Annotated in this window: 15 protein-coding genes; 8 read left to right on the top strand and 7 right to left on the bottom strand. The window is 57.7% G+C overall.

Annotated features, from left to right (window positions below):
* Window positions 1-39 precede the first annotated feature (39 nt).
* The 4 genes from WNY39_RS01470 (at window position 40) to WNY39_RS01455 (ending at window position 6,710) form a co-directional block, all read left to right on the top strand.
* Window positions 40-1,254, top strand: coding sequence for an N-acetylmuramoyl-L-alanine amidase (locus tag WNY39_RS01470; RefSeq protein WP_342843478.1), 1,215 nt, complete (start codon window positions 40-42; stop codon window positions 1,252-1,254).
* A 129-nt stretch (window positions 1,255-1,383) separates the two neighbouring features.
* On the top strand, window positions 1,384-3,939 hold the full coding sequence (locus WNY39_RS01465; protein WP_342843477.1) for a penicillin-binding protein 1A: 2,556 nt from the start codon (window positions 1,384-1,386) through the stop codon (window positions 3,937-3,939).
* A 99-nt stretch (window positions 3,940-4,038) separates the two neighbouring features.
* Window positions 4,039-5,163: a peptide chain release factor 2 gene (gene prfB, locus WNY39_RS01460; protein WP_342843475.1), complete on the top strand. Its 1,125-nt coding sequence runs from the start codon at window positions 4,039-4,041 to the stop codon at window positions 5,161-5,163.
* A 143-nt stretch (window positions 5,164-5,306) separates the two neighbouring features.
* On the top strand, window positions 5,307-6,710 hold the full coding sequence (locus tag WNY39_RS01455; RefSeq protein ID WP_342843473.1) for an amidase: 1,404 nt from the start codon (window positions 5,307-5,309) through the stop codon (window positions 6,708-6,710).
* Between the two features lie 4 nt (window positions 6,711-6,714).
* On the opposite strand, the gene WNY39_RS01450 is transcribed toward WNY39_RS01455, so the two are convergent.
* From WNY39_RS01450 to WNY39_RS01440, 3 genes are all read right to left on the bottom strand, one after another.
* Complete coding sequence (locus tag WNY39_RS01450) at window positions 6,715-6,933, bottom strand: hypothetical protein (RefSeq protein WP_342843472.1); 219 nt, start codon at window positions 6,931-6,933, stop codon at window positions 6,715-6,717.
* Entirely contained in the window at window positions 6,921-8,078 is a 1,158-nt protein-coding gene (locus tag WNY39_RS01445; RefSeq protein ID WP_342843470.1) for an aromatic ring-hydroxylating dioxygenase subunit alpha, read from the bottom strand. The genes WNY39_RS01450 and WNY39_RS01445 overlap by 13 nt, the downstream gene beginning before the upstream one ends.
* Before the next feature lie 103 nt (window positions 8,079-8,181).
* Complete coding sequence (locus WNY39_RS01440; protein ID WP_342843469.1) at window positions 8,182-8,976, bottom strand: helix-turn-helix transcriptional regulator; 795 nt, start codon at window positions 8,974-8,976, stop codon at window positions 8,182-8,184.
* A gap of 198 nt (window positions 8,977-9,174) precedes the next feature.
* On the opposite strand from WNY39_RS01440, the gene WNY39_RS01435 reads away from it, so the two are divergent.
* Window positions 9,175-9,510, top strand: coding sequence for a hypothetical protein (locus WNY39_RS01435; protein WP_342843467.1), 336 nt, complete (start codon window positions 9,175-9,177; stop codon window positions 9,508-9,510).
* On the opposite strand, the gene ilvN is transcribed toward WNY39_RS01435, so the two are convergent.
* From ilvN to WNY39_RS01415, 4 genes are all read right to left on the bottom strand, one after another.
* A complete protein-coding gene (ilvN, locus tag WNY39_RS01430; protein WP_342843465.1) occupies window positions 9,511-10,071 on the bottom strand; it encodes an acetolactate synthase small subunit in 561 nt (186 codons plus the stop codon).
* Window positions 10,072-10,147: 76 nt separating this feature from the next.
* Window positions 10,148-11,899 (bottom strand): acetolactate synthase 3 large subunit, encoded by a 1,752-nt coding sequence (locus WNY39_RS01425; protein ID WP_342843463.1) that lies wholly within the window; start codon window positions 11,897-11,899, stop codon window positions 10,148-10,150.
* A gap of 330 nt (window positions 11,900-12,229) precedes the next feature.
* Window positions 12,230-12,871, bottom strand: coding sequence for a response regulator transcription factor (locus tag WNY39_RS01420; protein WP_342843461.1), 642 nt, complete (start codon window positions 12,869-12,871; stop codon window positions 12,230-12,232).
* 11 nt (window positions 12,872-12,882) lie between these two features.
* Window positions 12,883-14,301, bottom strand: coding sequence for a cache domain-containing protein (locus WNY39_RS01415; protein WP_342843459.1), 1,419 nt, complete (start codon window positions 14,299-14,301; stop codon window positions 12,883-12,885).
* Between the two features lie 253 nt (window positions 14,302-14,554).
* Here WNY39_RS01415 and WNY39_RS01410 point away from each other — a divergent pair, with 253 nt between their 5' ends.
* The 3 genes from WNY39_RS01410 to WNY39_RS01400 all read left to right on the top strand — a co-directional run bounded on the left by WNY39_RS01410 (window position 14,555) and on the right by WNY39_RS01400 (window position 19,120).
* The gene (locus WNY39_RS01410; RefSeq protein ID WP_341235051.1) at window positions 14,555-15,643 is read left to right on the top strand and encodes a TRAP transporter substrate-binding protein; all 1,089 of its coding nucleotides are present in this window, start codon (window positions 14,555-14,557) and stop codon (window positions 15,641-15,643) included.
* A 138-nt stretch (window positions 15,644-15,781) separates the two neighbouring features.
* Window positions 15,782-16,750, top strand: a complete 969-nt coding sequence (locus WNY39_RS01405; RefSeq protein ID WP_342843458.1) for a C4-dicarboxylate ABC transporter permease — start codon at window positions 15,782-15,784, stop codon at window positions 16,748-16,750.
* Between the two features lie 15 nt (window positions 16,751-16,765).
* Window positions 16,766-19,120, top strand: a complete 2,355-nt coding sequence (locus WNY39_RS01400; protein ID WP_342843456.1) for a TRAP transporter large permease subunit — start codon at window positions 16,766-16,768, stop codon at window positions 19,118-19,120.
* Window positions 19,121-19,248 lie beyond the last annotated feature (128 nt).

The following is a 19,248-nucleotide window of genomic DNA, read 5'->3' as shown; positions in this document are numbered from 1 at the left end:
AGATTGCCCGCAAACACCACGATCAGAACGGTGACAGGCATGCGGTTTTTCCCCCTATTGGCGACGCTTTTGGCGTTTGCACATCCGGTATCGGCCCAAGAGCTGACGGCGCTGGCCCGCGTTGACCCGGGCCCAAGCGAGATTTCGGATGGTTGGTTTGGCAGTACCACACTGACGCTGCATTTAAGCCAAGGGGTGCCGTTTCGGGTGTTCCTGCTGGATGATCCTGCCCGCCTTGTTGTGGACTTTCGCGAGGCGGATTGGTCGGGCGTCAAAACCGCTGATTTGCTGACAGAACCGGGCAATATCAGTGATTTACGCTTTGGTCCGTTTCAGCCCGGTTGGTCGCGGCTGGTGGCTGATCTGGCCAAACCGATGCTGCCGCGTGAGATTGGGATGCCGGTGGACAGCGGATCGGGCAAAGCCACGCTTGAGATCACGCTAAAGCCGGTCGAGCCTAGCGAATTTGCCGGTGCGGCCGGTGCGCCCACCGATCCCGCGTGGACATTGGCGCTGGCGGCACCGCCCAGACCTGCCAAGCCGCAAGGCGAAGACCGGTTTTTGGTCATTCTCGATCCGGGCCACGGCGGCGTTGATCCGGGGGCCGAAAACGATGGCATCCTTGAGAAAGACCTGATGCTGGCCATTGCGCACGCCCTGCGCGACACGTTGAAACGGGACGGCATTGACGTGATGATGACCCGCGAGACGGATATGTTTGTGGCGCTCGAAACCCGCGTCGCGATCGCGCATCAGGCCGAAGGGGATCTGTTCATCTCGCTGCACGCCGACAGCCTGCAACAGGGCGGCGCAAAAGGGGCCACGGTCTATACCCTGTCGGAGGAGGCCAGCGACACCGCCACCGAACATCTGGCGGCGCGCCACAACCGGTCTGACATTATCGCGGGGGCTGATCTGACCGGATCGGATGATCAGGTCGCGGGCATTTTGCTGGATCTGGCACGTCAGGAAACCGAACCACGGTCGGTCGCGGCGGCGAAAACGCTGGTGGCCGGCATGAAGGCCGCAGGCGGGCCGATGAACAGCCGTCCCTTGCGCAATGCGGGGTTTTCGGTGCTGAAATCAGCCGATATTCCGTCGGTCCTGATCGAGGTCGGGTTTCTAAGCAACGACCGTGATATGAACAACCTGCGTGATCCGGTCTGGCGGGCGGTAATGGTGGCAGCGATTGCCGATGCGATCAAAAAATGGCGCGATCAGGATGCGGCCCTTAAGCCGTTGATCCGCCAGTAACCCTTGGTGTGATACCCGCGTATCGCCTGCGCGGGTTATCGCCAAACGCCCACCGCATCGTGTTTTGACGATTCCAATTCGCCCGCGTATAGACGGGTTAACCAACAGCCTTGCAAGGGACTGCCACACGTGTTTCGTTTAATCCTATCCTTCTTTGGGGGTATTTTCACCACCCTGACCATGGGCATCGGCATGGTTGTTTTGACCGTCGGGGCGGTATTTTGGATGTATGGGCGTGACCTGCCCAGCCACGAATCCCTTGCACAATATACGCCGCCAACCATCAGCCGGATTTATTCCGGTCAGGGGCGTTTGATTGATGAATTTGCCAAGGAACGGCGTCTGTTTGCACCCGCCGACACGATCCCGCCGCTGATCAAACAGGCGTTTATTTCTGCCGAAGACAAGAATTTCTATACCCACGAGGGGTATGATTTGCGCGGCATCGGCGCCGCTGCGGTGGATGCCGTGCGCACGCGCGGCAAAGACGTGCGCGGGGCGTCGACGATCACCCAACAGGTCATGAAGAACTTTTTGCTGTCGGGGGACCGCCGCGCCGAACGCAAGATCAAGGAAATCATCCTTGCCGCCCGACTTGAGGAAACCCTGCCCAAAGAGAAAATCCTTGAGCTGTACCTGAACGAGATTTTTCTAGGTCAGAACTCATATGGCGTCGCCGCCGCCTCGCAGACTTATTTCAACAAGACGCTCAGCGAGCTGGCCCCGCACGAGGCCGCATTTCTGGCGTCCTTGCCCAAGGCCCCGTCGGATTACCATCCGGTGCGCCGCAAGGATCGCCTGATGCAACGCCGGAATTTCGTGCTGCGCGAGATGAAGGAAAACGGCTATATCACCCAAGCGGTCTATGAAACCGAGGTGGCACAGCCATTGCGGTCGGTTCAAAATGGCGACTTTGAAAGCTTTAAGGCCGAACTGCCGCCGCGCGATTATTTTACCGATGAAATCCGCCGCCAACTGTCCGAGAACTTTGGCGAAGGCGAGTTTTTCACCGGCGGTCTGACCGTGCGCGCCACCATCGACAACGAAATGCAGCCCATCGCGGCGCAGGCCTTGCAGCAACAGCTGGAGGAATATGATCGCGGCGTCGGCATCTGGCGCGGCACGGGCAAGACGATCCCCGCCGATCAGTTGACGGACGAGGCAACATGGCGCGAGGCGTTGGCAAACATTCGGGTGTCGCGCGACGTGGTACTGGAAAATCCGTGGTATCCTGCCGTTGTCCTGAATGTGGGCGGCAGCGATGCGCGGATCGGTATCGAAGGTGTGCCGGAAACCGCCGAAGGCCACTTTATCACCGCCAAGGACGTGCAATGGGCGCGCAAACAGCTAAGTGACGGTAAATTGGCCGGCAAAGCAAAGGTTGCGGGCGATCTGCTAGAGGTCGGCGATGTGGTGCTGGTGCGCCGCATGACATCGGACGATGACGGGTCGTTCATCCGCTGGACCCTGCGCCAAATCCCCGAAGTGCAGGGCGGTTTTGTCGCGATGGACGTAAATACCGGCCGCGTGATCGCCATGCAGGGCGGGTTCTCGTATCAGGCGTCGGTGTTCAACCGCGCCACCCAAGCGAAACGCCAACCCGGTTCCAGCTTTAAACCCTTCGTCTATGCGGCAGCGCTGGACAGCGGCTATACCCCGGCGACCATCGTGGTGGATGCCCCGATCGAGATTAACACACCCCAAGGCATGTGGCGGCCACGCAATTCGTCGAATAAGTTCTATGGCCCCACGCCGCTGCGCACGGGTATCGAACAATCGCGGAACCTGATGACCATCCGTTTGGCGCAAGAGGTCGGCATGGACGTTGTCGGCGATTATGCCGAACGCTTCGGTGTTTATGACAGCCTGTCGCCGGTTTTGGCCAACGCCTTGGGATCGCAGGAAACCACGCTGTATCAGATGGTGTCGGCCTATGCGATGTTCGCCAATGGCGGTGAACGGGTGGCCCCAACCCTCGTGGACCGTGTGCAGGACCGCTATGGCCGCACCGTCTATAAACATGATCAGCGCATTTGTAATGATTGCCAATTGGCCAGCCTTGATCCCGGCGTTGCCCCGCGAATTATTTCGAACCGCGAACGGGTGATGGACCCGATCACAGCCTATCAGCTGACCTCGATGATGAAGGGGGTTGTGGACCGTGGGACTGCGAGCGGGTCGATTAAGCTGCCCGTGCCGATTGCAGGTAAAACCGGTACAACCAATGATGCCAAAGATGTTTGGTTTGTGGGCTTTTCCAGCAATATCGTGGCGGGCTGTTATATCGGTTTCGACAACCCACGATCCTTGGGAAAACGTGCCTATGGTGCGGGGATGTGCGGCCCGGTTTTCCAACGCTTCATGAGCGAAGCCATCACGAAATACGGCGGCGGCGCGTTTGAGGTGCCTCCGGGCGGTAATTTCATCAACATCGACCGTTTCACCGGTGCGCGCTTGCCCGATGATGAAAGCGGGCCGAATGTGGTGGCGGAATACTTCCGTGATGGCGAATTGCCGATCTTTGGTATTACCTTCGATGGCGGCTTTGCCATGGGGTCGGACCTGCCGCTGTTCGAGGAAATCAGCAATGGGGGTGGCCGGTCGGTCACGACATCAACCGGCAAAAAGGCGGTGGTTGGCCCCAAAGCCAGCTTTGGCACGATCAGTTCCGGCGGGCTTTACTAGCGATCCCATCGCCAAACGCTTGCCCATGCAGCACGGCTGGTCTATCTCATACGCGGCCCCGGCATTTCGGGGCCGCAGTTAATTTAAAGGGCACAAACGATGCGCGCAGAGGCACAAAATACAGCAGATCAGATCAGCAAGTCGCTGGAGCTGTTGGCACAGCGTTTGAACGTCGAAACGGCACCTTATCGTCTGGAAGAATTCAACGCGCGCGTCGAAGACCCCAATCTGTGGGATGATCCCGACGCCGCGCAAAAGCTGATGCGGGAACGGCAGGCCTTGGTGGATTCCATGGCGACCTATGACGGCATCAAGCAAGAGCTGGCCGACAACGTCGAGCTGATCGAAATGGGCGAGATGGAAGACGACGCCGAAGTCGTCGCCGAGGCCGAAGCCGCGCTTAAGGCGCTGGCAGAGACCGCCGCGCAAAAAGAGCTTGAGGCGCTGCTGAACGGCGAGGCGGACAGCAATGATACTTTCCTTGAGATCAACGCAGGGGCCGGTGGGACCGAGAGCTGCGATTGGGCAAATATCCTTGCGCGGATGTATGTCCGCTGGGCCGAGAAAAAGGGCTATAAGGTTGAACTGCAATCCGAGAGCCCCGGCGAAGAAGCCGGTATTAAATCGGCGACCTACAAGATCAGCGGTTTGAACGCCTATGGCTGGCTGAAATCGGAATCAGGCGTGCACCGTCTGGTGCGGATCAGCCCGTTTGATTCGGCGGCCAAGCGCCATACGTCGTTCAGTTCAATCTGGGTCTATCCCGTGGTGGACGATAATATTGAGATTGACGTGAACCCCAGCGACATCCGCATCGATACCTATCGGTCTTCGGGCGCGGGCGGTCAGCACGTGAACACCACGGATTCGGCTGTGCGCATCACCCACCATCCCACCGGGATCGTGGTGACGTCATCCGAGAAGTCGCAGCATCAAAACCGTGACATCGCCATGAAGGCGCTGAAATCGCGCCTGTATCAAATGGAGCTGGATCGCCGCAACGCTGCGATCAACGAAGCCCACGAAAACAAGGGCGATGCGGGGTGGGGCAACCAGATCCGGTCCTATGTCTTGCAGCCTTATCAAATGGTCAAAGACCTGCGCACGAATTACGAGACATCCGATACCAAAGGTGTTCTGGACGGCGATCTGGACGGGCTGATGGGCGCGGCGTTGGCCTTGGCCGTGTCGGGCAAAAGCCGGGCCGAAGCGCAAGCCAGCTAAGCGGCGAGGGGGCGCTGCCCCCGGCCTGCCGGCCACCCCCGGGATATTTAAGAGCCAGAGAAGCCGAAGGGTGCGTCCCTGCGGGGGCTTGCGTCTGGTGTGCCGGGCGCGTCTGATGGCGCAAAAGCAGGGGGGCAGTTGGCTTGGACATTTTAAACATGGGGGCCTTGGCGCAATCCGAGGCCTTGGCCGAGGGCAGCCTGACTGCAGTGGCGTTGATGGAAGCCACACTGGCGCGGATCGAAGCGGTGAACCGGCAGGTTAATGCGATCGTATCACTGCGCAGTGCAGACGTGCTGATGGCAGAGGCACGGGCAGCGGACGCGGCCCCGCGCAGCGGCTGGCTGCATGGCATTCCCATGGCGATCAAGGATCTTGCGGATGCCAAGGGTTTGCCGACCTCGATGGGGTCGCCCTTGTTCGCGGGGACCGTAGCGCAGAAAGACAGTGTTGTTGTCGGGCGATTGCGCGCCGCCGGGGCCATCATCATCGGCAAGACAAACACGCCGGAATTCGGCTTGGGCAGTCACACGTTCAACCCTGTGCATGGCGCGACCTGCAACCCCTATGATCTGGCGAAATCCGCCGGCGGGTCATCGGGCGGTGCTGCGGCGGCTTTGGCCTGCGGGATGGTCAGCGTTGCGGATGGGTCTGACATGATGGGCAGTTTGCGCAACCCGGCGGGGTGGAACAACGTCTATGGGATGCGGCCCAGTTGGGGCACCGTACCGGGGGAGCCTGAGGGCGATATGTTTCTGCACCAGTTGTCCACATCCGGGCCGATGGCGCGGACACCGCGGGATTTAGCAGCCTTGCTCGACACGATGACGGGCGCAGACCCGCGACAGCCATTAGGGACCAGCCCAGACGCCACCTTGCCCCAGATCGGCGGGCAGACGGCGGGTTTGAAGATTGGATGGTTGGGCGATTGGGGTGGTGCCTTTCCCTATGCGGATGGGATCACGGCACTCAGCGAGGCTGCGTTGGAGCAGTTTGGCGATTTGGGGCATGAGGTGTCGGATGTGCCGCCGCCCTTTGATGCCGCGGCCATGTGGGACGCTTGGATTACCCTACGCTCCTTTGCGGTGGCTGGTGGGTTGGGCGCGCTTTTTGAAGACGCGGATCAGCGGCAGCATTTGAAACCTGCCGCCCTGTGGGAGGTTGAGCGTGGGCTGGCGCTGAGCGCGCGGGATGTGCAGCGCGCCAGCGAGGTCCGGTCGGCGTGGTATCGTGCGGCGGCTGATCTGTTTAATACGGTGGACGTCTTGGTTCTGCCGTCGGCGCAGCTGTGGCCCTTTGCCGTGGAGGACGTCCATCCGACCGAGATTGCCGGACAGCGCATGGATACCTATCACCGCTGGATGCAGGTGGTGGTGCCTGCCAGTTTGATCGGGCTGCCGGTGGTGAATATACCAGCAGGTTTTGGCGCGGCGGGTTTGCCTGCAGGATTGCAACTGATCGGGCGGCCGGGCAGCGATGCGCAGTTGCTAGGGCTGGCGCAGCACTGGCAAGAGGCGACCCATTGGCCGCAAAGACGGCGGCCGTGACCCGCTAAAGCGGGGTTTCCCGGCCTTGGGCGACAAGCTGCGCGCGCAGATGTGCTGCGTCGCGATGACCGGTTTCCAGCGCGAAAATATAGGCGTGGGTCAGATAGAACCCTGCGGCATCAGGGTCATCGCTATGGGCTGCTGCGTCCGTGTACAGGGCCACCAATGCGGCGTGATCGCAGGCCTTATGGGCCGCCAGCAGCCGGTCGTTCAGATCGCGCATGGCACCGCGCGGTGGTTTTCAAGCTGGGACGCGACCCAGTCATGAAACATATGCGTGGGGCCATCCATCGCAGGAGAGAACCGGCCGCCGTCGAATTGAACCGCATGGCGCCCGCGCTGCATCCCTTCGACGACAAAGATGTCTTCCTCGAACACCTGTTTCCATTGATCGGTATTGCGCGCCCGCAGGTCAGGGTCGGTCGTCGCCGCCGCATAATACAGATGGATTTTTTCGGTGGTCTTTTCGGGGCCTTCGGGCACCAGAATGATTGCGAATGTGTGATCGCGGTGCACGCCCAGCAGAACGTTGGGATAGGCGGTCACATATTCCGCCGCCGTGTCCCATTTGTCGGAAAGACCGGCGAAGTCGGGGAATTTTTGCCCGTCGTCACCGGCAAGCTGGCGATAGACCTGCGTCCCTTGGCCCGAGTATTTCCCCGCCATTTCAATGTTATAATGGTCCTCTAGCCGGGAATAGCTATTCAGGCCGGGATGCACCCAAGGCAGGTGATAGCTTTCGCAATAGTTTTCGACCGCCAGCTTCCAATTGCAATTTACGCTCAGCTGAAAGCGGCTGTCGGCACCGCCGTGATGCAGCGGTTTGGCAAATTCTGCCCACCGCGCGATCAGATCGGCATTGGCCTGTTCAAACGGGGGGGCCGTGCCCGAGATGTTGATCCACACCACATCCATCCAGACATGGCTGCGAATTTCGATGAGGCCCAGCAGATCACGATCAATACCGGGGTGCACATTGAGCCCCGGACCGCCGACATGCGGTGTAGAGACAAGCCGCCCTTCGGTGCTGTAACACCAACTGTGGTAGGGGCAGCGGATTGCCCCTTCGATCTTGCGCGGGGCATCGACAAGGATCATGCCGCGATGCCTGCAGGTGTTTTGAAAGACCCGAACCATGCCGGATTTATCCCGCAGCACCAGCAGGGGCATGCCTAGAAAATCAAGCGGGACCGCGTCGCCAACAGCGGGGACATCCGATGCGGTGGCAAGGCCGGACCAGTTTTTGAACAGGACGGCCTCGCGTTCCTCGGCAAAAAGCGCGGGATCGATGTAATGTGCGTTGCTCAGGCCGTTTGCCTGATCGATGGGGCGGCGCACCTTGCTCAGATCGGTATGGGGCATGTTCATGACGCTCTCCTTGCTGGTGGGTCAAGGGTAGCGGCAATGTGCGGGTTTGAGCGTGCAATTAGCGACCTGTTTTTCACGGCTGCGACATGGCAGGGGTGTGGGTTTACGTGAAATCCTCGTCCGGACGCAGCAAACGTTGATGAAACACTTCCAAGTCCTGTATCGCATGAAAGCCCTTGCTGCGCGCCGCTTGCAGCACGCTTTGCGTGTCTTGCGACAGGTATTCATAGACCAAACGGGTCACGCGCATCCCGGCAGCGCCTTCGGGGATCGTTCGCGTGGTATAGCCCACCCAAAAGTTATTCCCAAAGGACGCGACACGGCCCAGATAGTTGAAAGACGAGGTCATGGCGTTCCTGCGGCCCGCGATGATCGCCAACCCTTCCTCCTGCGGCAGGACAGCGCCCCTGAATTCGCGGTATTCGGGGGCGGTGGGCAGGCATTGCATCCGCATGGCTTCCACCGTCTCGTAGCCGCGCAGATACGTGGCCTCGCCCTTGCGAAACACATAGACGAGGCCAATGACGAACACGTCCCGGTCAATGAAACTGCGCCTTGAGAAGCGGTAAAACCCGCTGGGAAAGACGGTTTCGGGGATGCCCGTCGTATCGGCCATGAGAAAGTCGTTCATATAGTGGCCCAAGGTGGGCGCGGGCCGCTTGACGATTTGATCCAAGGGTTCCAGCATTATCCGCGCATCTAGATCGAAATAAGCGCAAATGCGTGCTAGAATATCCGGCCTGGGAAAGCTTTGACCGGACAGGTAGCGGTTGAATTGGGTTCTGTTTATTCCAAGTTCGCTGGCAAGCACGGTGATGGATGGCTGATCCTTGGACAATAGCCGCAGATTATCACCAAAAACTGATCTGATCGTTGCAGGGTTCTTTAAGTCGACCATTCTCCATCCCTTGATGCCCCTTAGGTTGTATCAATTGTATATTGTTTACAAGTCACATGTGGTTAATGGCGCATTGACGCTAATCAGCGTCAAAACCGGCTGCGAACGACACAAAATGAAAGATCAAAAAAATCGACAAACCATTGAATTTTGGCGATAACCCAACCGAAGATAGAAAAACGTGTGGAGTGATCTATAATGTACGGTGTTGTCCTGTGGAGCGATGTTTCAGACAAAAAAGCCGTCTTTTGGTGCGAGGATCATGGCGATTTGGCCTATTTCGGCGGATCGCAGGACTGCCAGAACGTCACATTTGACGCTGGTGACCTTGTTGAATTCGACGTGACGTTGAATAGCAAGCTCAGAACAGCCAGCAATCCCCGCGTTATTCGCGAAAAGCTGGATGTTGATCTTCCGGCGAAATTACTGGGGCAGGGCACATCGAATACTGCCTGCCAGCCGTCTGCCGAAATCGTTCCATTCCAAAGCAGACAGCCCGCATATACCCCTGAACGTCAGGTCGGTTTGGCCTGATCAGTCGCCGCGGGGCAGGGCGGCAACGCCGGTCCGCGCAACATCTGTCAGCCCCAAGGGGCGCATCAGGTCTGCAAAAGCATCAATTTTATCCGGCGCGCCGGTGATCTCGAACACAAAGGTTTCGAGCGTACTATCCACCACATTGGCGCGAAAGATGTCTGCAAGCCGCAAGGCCTCGACGCGTTTTTCGCCAGTGCCCGACACCTTTAACATCGCCAATTCGCGTTCGACCGACGGGCCTTCGACCGTCAGATCGTGAACCTCATGCACCGGAACGATCCGGCCCAGTTGCGCTTTTATCTGTTCAATGACCTGCGGCGTGCCCGAGGTGACAATCGTGATCCGGCTGCGGTGACCTGTGTGGTCAACTTCGGCAACGGTAAGGCTGTCGATGTTGTAGCCACGGCCCGAGAACAACCCGATGACCCGTGCTAGGACACCTGGTTCGTTCTCGACCAGAACAGCAAGGGTGTGGCGTTCGATAACATCCGAAAAATTCGCACGTAGGTTATAGGCGGAGTGGCTGGTAGAGCCTTTTTTGATTTTTAGGGCCGACATGTGACTGTCCTTTTCATCTGATTGCGTCGCCGGAATTTGTCAAAATTCCGGTCCGTTTTCTTTGAAAGAAAACGCGTTACACCAAAACGCTACCCTTAGCGTCGATCACACCTTGCGTATCCACACCGGACAACATCATGTCGTTATGCGCCTTGCCGGACGGGATCATCGGGAAGCAGTTTTCGTGCTTTTCCACCAAGCAATCGAAAATCACCGGCCCGTCATAGGTCAGCATTTCCATGATCGCGTCATCCAGATCGTCGGGATCGGAACACAAAATCCCCTTGGCCCCGAAGGCCTCGGCCAATTTTACGAAATCGGGCAGGGATTCAGACCAGCTTTGCGAATAGCGTTCGCCATGCAGCAATTCCTGCCATTGGCGTACCATACCCAACCGTTCGTTGTTCAGGATGAACTGTTTAACGGGCAGGTTATACTGCATCGCGGTGCCCATCTCTTGCATGTTCATCAGCCATGATGCCTCGCCGGCGACGTTGATGACCAAGGCATCAGGATGCGCCATTTGCACGCCGATAGACGCAGGGAAGCCATAGCCCATGGTGCCAAGACCGCCCGATGTCATCCAGCGGTTCGGGTCTTCAAAGCCAAGGTATTGCGCGGCCCACATCTGGTGCTGGCCCACTTCGGTGGTGATATAGCGGTCGTATTTCTTGGTCAGTGCTTCAAGCCGGGCCAAGGCGTATTGCGGTTTGATCACCTTGCCGGATTGCTCGAACTTGAGGCAGTCAATGCTGCGCCATTCATCGATCTGTTTCCACCATTTCGCAACGGCTTCGCTGTTTGTTTTACGGCCACGGGATTTCCAGACCTTCAGCATATCTTCCAGCACGTGGCCCACATCGCCCACAATCGGGATGTCGACGCGGATGATTTTGTTGATCGAGGACGGGTCGATATCAATATGCGCTTTGGTAGATTTGGGGCTGAACAGGTCAACAACACCGGTGATCCGGTCGTCAAAACGCGCACCGATGTTGATCATCAGATCGCAGTCATGCATCGCCATGTTGGCCTCGTAAAGGCCGTGCATCCCCAGCATCCCCAGCCATTTTTCGCCAGACGCAGGGTAGCTGCCCAAGCCCATGAGGGTTGAGGTGATCGGAAAGCCTGTCGCCTCGACCAGTTCACGCAGCAATTGCGACGCTGCGGGGCCGGAGTTAATCACACCGCCGCCGGTATAGAACACGGGGCGCTTGGCCGTTTCCATCGCGGCGACCAGTTCGGTGATCGCTTCCATGTCGCCTTTTACCGGGGGCTGGTAATGGGACACCGACGGTTTCTTGGGCTCGTACATGCCCGTCGCGAATTGTACGTCCTTGGGAATGTCGATCAGGACCGGGCCGGGGCGCCCAGACGTGGCAACATGAAACGCCTCGTGCAGAACGCCGCTCAGCTTATCCGTCTCTTTGACCAGCCAGTTATGTTTGGTGCAGGGGCGCGTGATGCCGACGGTGTCGGCCTCTTGGAACGCGTCGGACCCGATCATGAATGTCGGCACCTGACCGGTCAAAACCACCAGCGGGATCGAATCCAGCAAGGCGTCGGTCAAGCCGGTGACAGCGTTGGTGGCACCGGGGCCGGATGTCACCAGAACAACGCCGGGCTTGCCGGTTGATCGGGCATAGCCTTCGGCGGCGTGAACGGCACCTTGTTCGTGACGCACCAAAATATGTTTGATGCTGTTTTGCTGAAACACCTCGTCATAAATCGGTAGGACAGCGCCGCCGGGATAGCCAAATACGGTATCGACACCCTGATCAATCAGGGCTTGAACGATCATTTTCGCTCCGGTCATTTTGCGTGTCATCTTGGTGCTCCGTGGGGTGGTGTTTCGGGTCGTGTGTGTCGTTTCAATCTTTGTCGTAGCGCATAAAAAAACCCCCGGTTTTGGCGGGGGCGCATGGTGACGATTATGGTCTGCCGTTACCGGCCCATGCGCGTGTGTCCTACAATGACGACTAGAATAGTCATGGCCAAAGGCTCCTTTTGCGTTGCGGGGAGATTATGTTCAGGGCCGGGGGGCGTCAATGGCCATTTTCAACAAAAAGTGTCGCTAGGGGTAAAAAATCTTTGCACTTATTGCGTGATATGCGATTTTTTTGAAGTTTTTCAAAAAACATTTGGTGAATCACGTCATTTAGATGCGCACTCCGGTGCCTTGCAGCACGCCATGTTCCATCGCATAGCGGGTCAGGCCAGCGGTAGAGGATATGCCCAGTTTGCGTTTGATGTTTTTGCGGTGCGTCTCGACCGTGCGGACCGAGATATCAAGGATCGCGGCCACTTCCTTGTTGGCCTTGCCCTGCGCAAGCTGCAGCAGGATGGTCTGTTCGCGTTCGGTCAACGCGTCGCGGGCACCGTCTTTGGGCTCGAGCGATCCTTGGGCACCAGTACACAGATAGCGCTGGCCCTGCATGACCGTGTCGATGGCCAGCTTGATCTCGTCTGTTGGGACATCTTTCAGGATATAGCCCATGGCCCCGTGACTAAGCGCCGAAGAAATATATTCGGGGTTATCGTGCATCGACAAAATCACGATACGCATGTCGGGGCGGCGTTCCAGCACGATCTCGGTCGCCGACAATCCGCCCAGATCCGGCATGTTCAGGTCCATCAGGATCACATCGGGGTTCAGGCCTTCGAACTGGTCAATCGCGGCGCGGCCATTGGACAGGCAAGCGACCACTTCGATATTATCATAGCTTTCTAGGATCGATTGGATCCCTTCGGCAACCATGGGGTGATCATCGACAATCATGACTTTGACGGGGGCGGACATGGTATTACTTTCTAAGTGTTCGGGGAAGGGGCGCGAAGGCTAGGTTCCGGCGGTAAAAGATGTGTCAGCGGGACCGTTGCTTGTACCCGCGTGCCACCGGAACTTGATGTTTCCAACGACAGGCTGCCGCCCAATTGATCCATGCGTTCTTGCATATTGCGCAGACCAAGGCCACCGGCGCTTTGTGCATCGGTAAAGATGCCGCGGCCGTTATCCTTGATCTCAAGGGTGGCACCTTGGCGGTGGCCGCGCAAATCGACGACAACTTCGGATGCGCCTGCGTGGCGTTCGATATTTGTCAGGGCTTCTTGGGCAATGCGGTAGAGGGCGATCTTGGCGTCGTTATCCAGACGGTTGCGAAACACGACCGTGTTAAAGCGGCAGGTGATCCCTGTCCGGCGCGAGAATTCCTCGACCAGCGTTTTCAGGGCAGGGCCCAAGCCCAGATCATCCAGCACACCGGGGCGCAAATCGCGGCTGATCCGCCGCACCTCTGATATGGCCTCGCCCAGACTGTCGATCCCCTTGCCCAAGGGTTCTGCCGCGCGTCGGTCGCCGCGATCCAGACGGCGGCGCGCGTTTTCAAGGGCATAGCGCACCCCGACCAAAATCTGGCTGATCCCGTCGTGCAGCTCGCGGGCCACGCGGCCGCGTTCTTCCTCTTGGGCGTCGAACACCCGCTGGGTCAGCTTTTTCAGCTTGGCATCGGCCAGCCGCCGTTCACGCAGATTGACCAGCATGCCCGTGCCGAACACCAAAAACAGCGCGGCTAGGGTGATGGCACCGATATATAGAAAGGTGCGTTGCACGCGGGCCAGCACATCGGCACGGGCCGACGCAACGCTGGACAGGATATCGTCAATATAAACGCCAGTCCCAACGGCCCACCGCCAACTGGGAAAGGACGTGACATAGGTGATCATCTGCGCCTCGGTCCCGGTGGACGGTTTTGGCCACAGATAAGTGTGATAGCCGCCCCCCGCGCGGGCGATGCGGATCAATTCATCGACGACCGGTGTGCCCGCGCTGTCGGTTTCACCGCTAAAGTTTTGATTGATCCGGTCGGTTTGGCGCGGGCTGACAAGGGCGTTGCCGTCGAAATCATAGACAAAGAACTGCCCTTCCTCGCCATAGATCATCGCCGACAAAATCTGCGCGACCTGCGCCTTGGCGGGGTCATCCTCGGGCGACGCAGACCCATAGACGAAATAGAAACCGTTGCGTGCTTGGGTGACGTAATTGCGCAACTCGACCTTTTTTGCGGCAATCAGCTGGTTTTCCAGCGTGTTAATCTCGCGGTCTGCCAATGCCTTGGCCTGCAATGCAACGACCACGGCGATCCCGGCAACGGCCAGCACCAAAGGCACAGCGGCAAGCAGTGTCAGCTTTTGGGCATAGGTTGGGGCAAGGCGGGAAAACAGGCGGCGCATGTGATTCTGGTAAAGGGAAACCTAGCCGAATCAAAGGGGGTGTTCGCAAGGCCAAGATGACCTTTGGGTATCTTGGACAACAGGTTTGCCCAAAGTTTAGGCGTAAATTGGGTCATAATCTTGCGGATGATGGTGGTCTCTACGCATTAATAGGTATTTCCAACCCAAATAGATCAGGTAAATTGCCTCCACTTGAAACGACCCGCGCGCACATAAACTGCGTGGGCATCCTATACTCGGGAGGAGTATCCATATGGACCGTCGTTCATTTCTGAAGACATCCGCACTTGGCGGCACCGCTGCTGCAGCATCCACGCTGGCGGCACCACTGTACGCCCAAGGCAAACGCACGCTGACAATGGTTACCGCATGGCCGCGCGGCTTTGCTGTTCTTGATGACGCAGCGAACTACCTGAACGCCATGGTTAACGAGATGTCTGACGGCAGCTTGACCATCGAAAAGAAAGCGCCGGGCGAACTGGTTGGTGCGTTCGAAGTGTTTGACGCGGTATCGTCCGGTCAGGCCGACATGTACCACGCGGCTGACTACTACTTTATCGGTCAGCACCCTGGTCTGGCGTATTTCACAGCCGTTCCATTCGGTGGCACAGCGCAAGAGCTGACAAACTGGTACCTGCACGGCGGCGGCCACGAGCTGCACAACCAAGTCGGCGAAATCTTCAACATGAAGATGTTCCTTGCCGGTAACTCCGGTTCGCAGTCCGGTGGTTGGTTCCGCAAGGAAATCAACTCTGCTGCTGACTTTAACGGTTTGAAATTCCGCATGCCGGGCCTTGGTGGCAAGGTTCTGGGTAAACTGGGCGCATCCGTTCAGAACATCCCCGGCGGCGAACTGTATCAGGCGTTGTCCTCGGGCGCGTTGGACGGTCTTGAGTGGGTTGGTCCATTTGCGGACGAACGCGCGGGCTTCCAAGAAGTTGCCAAAGTCTACTACACAGCGGGCTTCCACGAGCCAGGCTCCGGCCTGACCGCATCCGTTAACCTGGATGTCTTCAACGACCTGACACCTGCACAGCAAAAAATCATCGAATATTCCTGCATGGCGACAACGCACACAGGTCTGGCCGAAACGCTGGCAAACAACGGTGCCGCACTGGCGCGTCTGCAGCAGCAAGGTGTTAAAACCATGCAGTTCCCAGACGATGTTTGGGATGCATTCGGTGCCGCGTCCAAAGAAGTCATGGACGAAAACATGGATGACAGCCTGTTCGCAGACATCCGCAACAGCTTTGAGACATCTTTGCAGTCTTCTGCAGAGTGGCTGTCCAAGTCTGACGCGTATTACGTGAACCAGCGTCAACGCGTTCTGGGCCAAGGCTAAGCCTTAAAACCGTCGTGTCAGGGGTCGCCATCGTGCGGCCCCTGATGCAGTTACACGACCCTGGGCGTTCACGCCGGGGCAACAAAGATTTCGCACCAAGCCTTGTCACAATCAGGGCATGCGAAGGAGGGGACATACATGGCAGATGATGTGGTGTGCGACGGGTTTTTCCGCGCAGCAGAAGGTGCCAAGATAAGCTGTCTGGACAAGTTTCAGGACGGCAATCTGATCAACTTCGTTCTCGGCAATATTCTTGAGGCATTTTACAACTTTTTCGCCGCTCTGGTTAATCCGGGCATGTGGCTGGATTGGTCAAACAGTGAATCCCTCATGCGCTTTATCTATTACGGCGCGTCGGTCGAGCTGTTTTTCGTGCTTTTCATTGGTTTGGTGTTCGTCACCGCCTTTGGATTTTGGCGCAAAGGTTGCATGTGGGGCTGCGTGCGCGTCCTCGAAGGGTTCGCCAACACGGTGGGCCGCTTTTTCGCATGGGCCGGTATTTTGATGGTGCTGCAACAGATCATCATCGTCTTTATGCAGCGGATTTTCACCCGGCCTGATATCTCGGTCGGGTTTGGTATTCCGCTTCAGTTCGACATCAGCTGGTTTGCCGAAGAGCTCAAGCTTTTCAATGCCTTGGTCGTCTGTCTTTGTGTAAGCTACACATTCGTTCAAGGCGGCCACGTGCGCGTTGACTTGTTCTATGCAGGTGTGAAATTCCGCACCAAGCGGCTGATCGACATGTTTGGCGCGCTGTTCTTTATGCTGCCATTCGCCGTTGTGACATGGCTGTATGGCTGGTTCTTCCTGTGGCGCCATCTGGTAACACCGAACCCGTCCGCATCGGACCGCTTGGAATTGCTGCTGCGCAAATCACGCCTGCTGAAATGGAACGTCGAAACGATCGGCTTTTCTCCAAACGGCTTCAACGGTTATTTCCTGTTCAAGATCCTGCTTTGCGCCTTCTGCGTCATGGTGATTTTGCAGGCGATCTCGACGTTTTATCGCGCCATTCTTGAGTACCGCGAAGGACCCGAGAGCGAAGATAAATATCTCGACCGCGATACGCTGGGCGAGGGCGAAGAAGCCTTTGAGGGCACACATTAATTTAAGGGACGTCCCATGCTTTTTGGTCTCGACGGGGTCGAAATTGGCCTAATCATCGTTTTTGTCTGCCTGTTTGGCGGCATTTTGTCTGGCTTCCCGGTGGCTTTTGCCATCGGCGGTGCCGGTATTATCTCATTCGCGATTATCGCGGCACTTGATAGCGCGGGGTTGCTGATCCATCAGGCGATTGACCAATCCTCGCAAGCGTATCGCGATCTGGTAAATTCGGGCGTGCCCAATGATGCGGTGTCGAAATTCCGATACCCTGATTTGCCGCGCATCGCCGAAAGCGTTTTCCCCGCCGGTTGGGAAGAGGCGATGAACCGCAACGTATCATTCATCGTGAACCGTATGAACGAACGCGTTCTGGCGGGGCAATCGATTGAAACACTGCTGGCGGTTTTGATGTTCGTTCTGATGGGCATCACGCTGGAACGGTCGAAAATCGCCAACGACCTGCTGACCACAATGGCGCGCGTCTTTGGCCCGCTGCCCGGTGGTTTAGCCGTGTCCATCGTTGTTGTGGGGGCCTTCTTGGCCGCCTCGACCGGTATTGTGGGCGCGACTGTTGTCACCATGGGTTTGCTGGCGCTGCCGACAATGCTCCGCAACGGTTATTCGCCCGAGCTTTCGACCGGCGTGATCGCCGCCTCGGGCACCTTGGGGCAGATCATTCCGCCGTCCATCGTGATCGTTTTGCTGGGTACATTGGCCGGCGATCTGTATTCCGCCGCGCAAGAGGCCCGCGCAACATCCGCTGGCTGTACCGACGCATTGACCTATCTGGGCGAGCCTGCGGTGGTTTCCGTAGGTACCTTGTTCCAAGCGGCATTGCTGCCGGGCATCATGCTGGCGCTGCTTTATGCGCTTTATGCCTTTGTCTATGCGTTGTTTAACCCTGAAAAAGCACCTGCCGTGCCAATGGGATCGACCAATGCCGAACCCATCACACGGGGCGAAGGTTTCACATGGTTCCTTGGCGCGCCGATCCTGTTGATTGTCGGGACGATCTTCCTTGGTAACATGGGGATCGTGGGCAGCCAGTCTACTGTCGTCTCAAGCTTTAGCGAGATTAGCGAAGGGGCCAGCCTGCGCACGAATGTCGGGCCTGAATGCCAGGCCGCGATGATTGAACTGCACGGTCAAGAGGCATGGGATACAGCCGTATCCGAACAGGCCGCTATTGAAGCCGCAGGCGGCCAACAGGCCAGCGAAAAACTGTCCGACGAAGCCTTTGCGCAAAAACAGGCCGATAAGATCACCGACGCCGCACCGATTGGGACGGGCGTTGCGATCATCGTGATTTTGCTGGGCTTGGTCCTGACAACGGCGCGCGGTGTATCGCCATCTGCTGAAAGACGGCCGCTGATCATCGGTGGCATCGGGTTGGTGCTGACGGTGCTGGTCGATATCCTGCTGGTCGGTCCGACAACATCGCCGGGAACCATGGTTGTGCTGATGGCGCTGCCCTTTGCCGCTGTGGTTTACGGGATGCTTTATGGTCTGAAGCTGTGCGCCAGCAACGAGCTGATCCGCGTGGTTTTCCCACCGCTGGTGTTGATCGTCGCTGTGCTGGGGTCGATCTTGGGCGGTATCACCAACCCGACACCGGCTGCCGCACTTGGTGCGGGCGGGGCGATCATGCTGGCGGCGTATCGCAAGCTGACCGATCTGGACCGGTCGCCCAAGGTGATCATCTGGTCAACGCTCGCCATTCTGATCTGTATCCTTGTTGGCGTGAATTTCGATCTGCGCATCAACCAAGATGATGTCGGTTTCGAGAATTGGGTCGCGTTCTTTGTCGCCTACGGTGCTTACCTTTATGCGGTGTTCGGTTTGCTGTTCTCGTGCTGGATTTTGTACACCTCCGGGGTGCTAAGCCCGGTCGTGCGCGAAACTGCCAAGGTGACCTCGATGGTGTTTACCATCCTGATCGGGTCGCAGTTGCTGAACCTTGTGGTGATCTCCTTTGGTGGGGAACACTATATCCAGCAATGGCTCAAGAGCTTTGACAACGAGCTGACGGTGTTCCTGATCGTTATGCTTGTCCTGTTCATCTTGGGCTTTGTGTTGGATTTCCTTGAGATCATCTACATTGTGATCCCGATTGTGGGGCCGGTGATTTATGGCGGTACGTTCGACCCGAAATGGGTGACCATCATGATCGCGGTGAACCTGCAAACCTCGTTCCTGACGCCGCCCTTTGGCTTTGCGCTGTTCTATCTGCGTGGGGTTGCACCGGCGAGTGTGACGACGGGCCATATCTATCGCGGCATCATCCCGTTCGTGTTGATCCAGGTCGGTGCCTTGGCGCTGCTGTGGATGTTCCCGGCGATTGTGACAATTGTCCCGGATCTGATGCCGAACTGATCGGGATAGATTTGGGATAGGAAAACGGAGAGGGCACCCAATTGGGTGCCCTCATTTAATTCTAGGGGTGCTTATGCTTTGGGGGTTGGTGGTTCTGTTGGATGAATGAGGGGGCTGTCTGCCCCCTC

It is taken from the genome of Sulfitobacter sp. AS59, from assembly GCF_038899995.1.
Lineage (GTDB): Bacteria > Pseudomonadota > Alphaproteobacteria > Rhodobacterales > Rhodobacteraceae > Sulfitobacter.
This window is presented reverse-complemented; position numbering and strand designations above follow the sequence as displayed.

Coding starts and splice junctions, on each gene's coding strand:
- WNY39_RS01445 (WP_342843470.1), bottom strand. CDS start 8,078: ATGAACATGCCCCATACCGATCTGAGCAAGGTGCGCCGCCCCATCGAT.
- WNY39_RS01410 (WP_341235051.1), top strand. CDS start 14,555: ATGGACCGTCGTTCATTTCTGAAGACATCCGCACTTGGCGGCACCGCT.
- WNY39_RS01405 (WP_342843458.1), top strand. CDS start 15,782: ATGGCAGATGATGTGGTGTGCGACGGGTTTTTCCGCGCAGCAGAAGGT.
- WNY39_RS01425 (WP_342843463.1), bottom strand. CDS start 11,899: ATGACACGCAAAATGACCGGAGCGAAAATGATCGTTCAAGCCCTGATT.
- WNY39_RS01470 (WP_342843478.1), top strand. CDS start 40: ATGCGGTTTTTCCCCCTATTGGCGACGCTTTTGGCGTTTGCACATCCG.
- WNY39_RS01420 (WP_342843461.1), bottom strand. CDS start 12,871: ATGTCCGCCCCCGTCAAAGTCATGATTGTCGATGATCACCCCATGGTT.
- WNY39_RS01440 (WP_342843469.1), bottom strand. CDS start 8,976: ATGGTCGACTTAAAGAACCCTGCAACGATCAGATCAGTTTTTGGTGAT.
- ilvN (WP_342843465.1), bottom strand. CDS start 10,071: ATGTCGGCCCTAAAAATCAAAAAAGGCTCTACCAGCCACTCCGCCTAT.
- WNY39_RS01435 (WP_342843467.1), top strand. CDS start 9,175: ATGTACGGTGTTGTCCTGTGGAGCGATGTTTCAGACAAAAAAGCCGTC.
- WNY39_RS01400 (WP_342843456.1), top strand. CDS start 16,766: ATGCTTTTTGGTCTCGACGGGGTCGAAATTGGCCTAATCATCGTTTTT.
- prfB (WP_342843475.1), top strand. CDS start 4,039: ATGCGCGCAGAGGCACAAAATACAGCAGATCAGATCAGCAAGTCGCTG.
- WNY39_RS01450 (WP_342843472.1), bottom strand. CDS start 6,933: ATGCGCGATCTGAACGACCGGCTGCTGGCGGCCCATAAGGCCTGCGAT.
- WNY39_RS01415 (WP_342843459.1), bottom strand. CDS start 14,301: ATGCGCCGCCTGTTTTCCCGCCTTGCCCCAACCTATGCCCAAAAGCTG.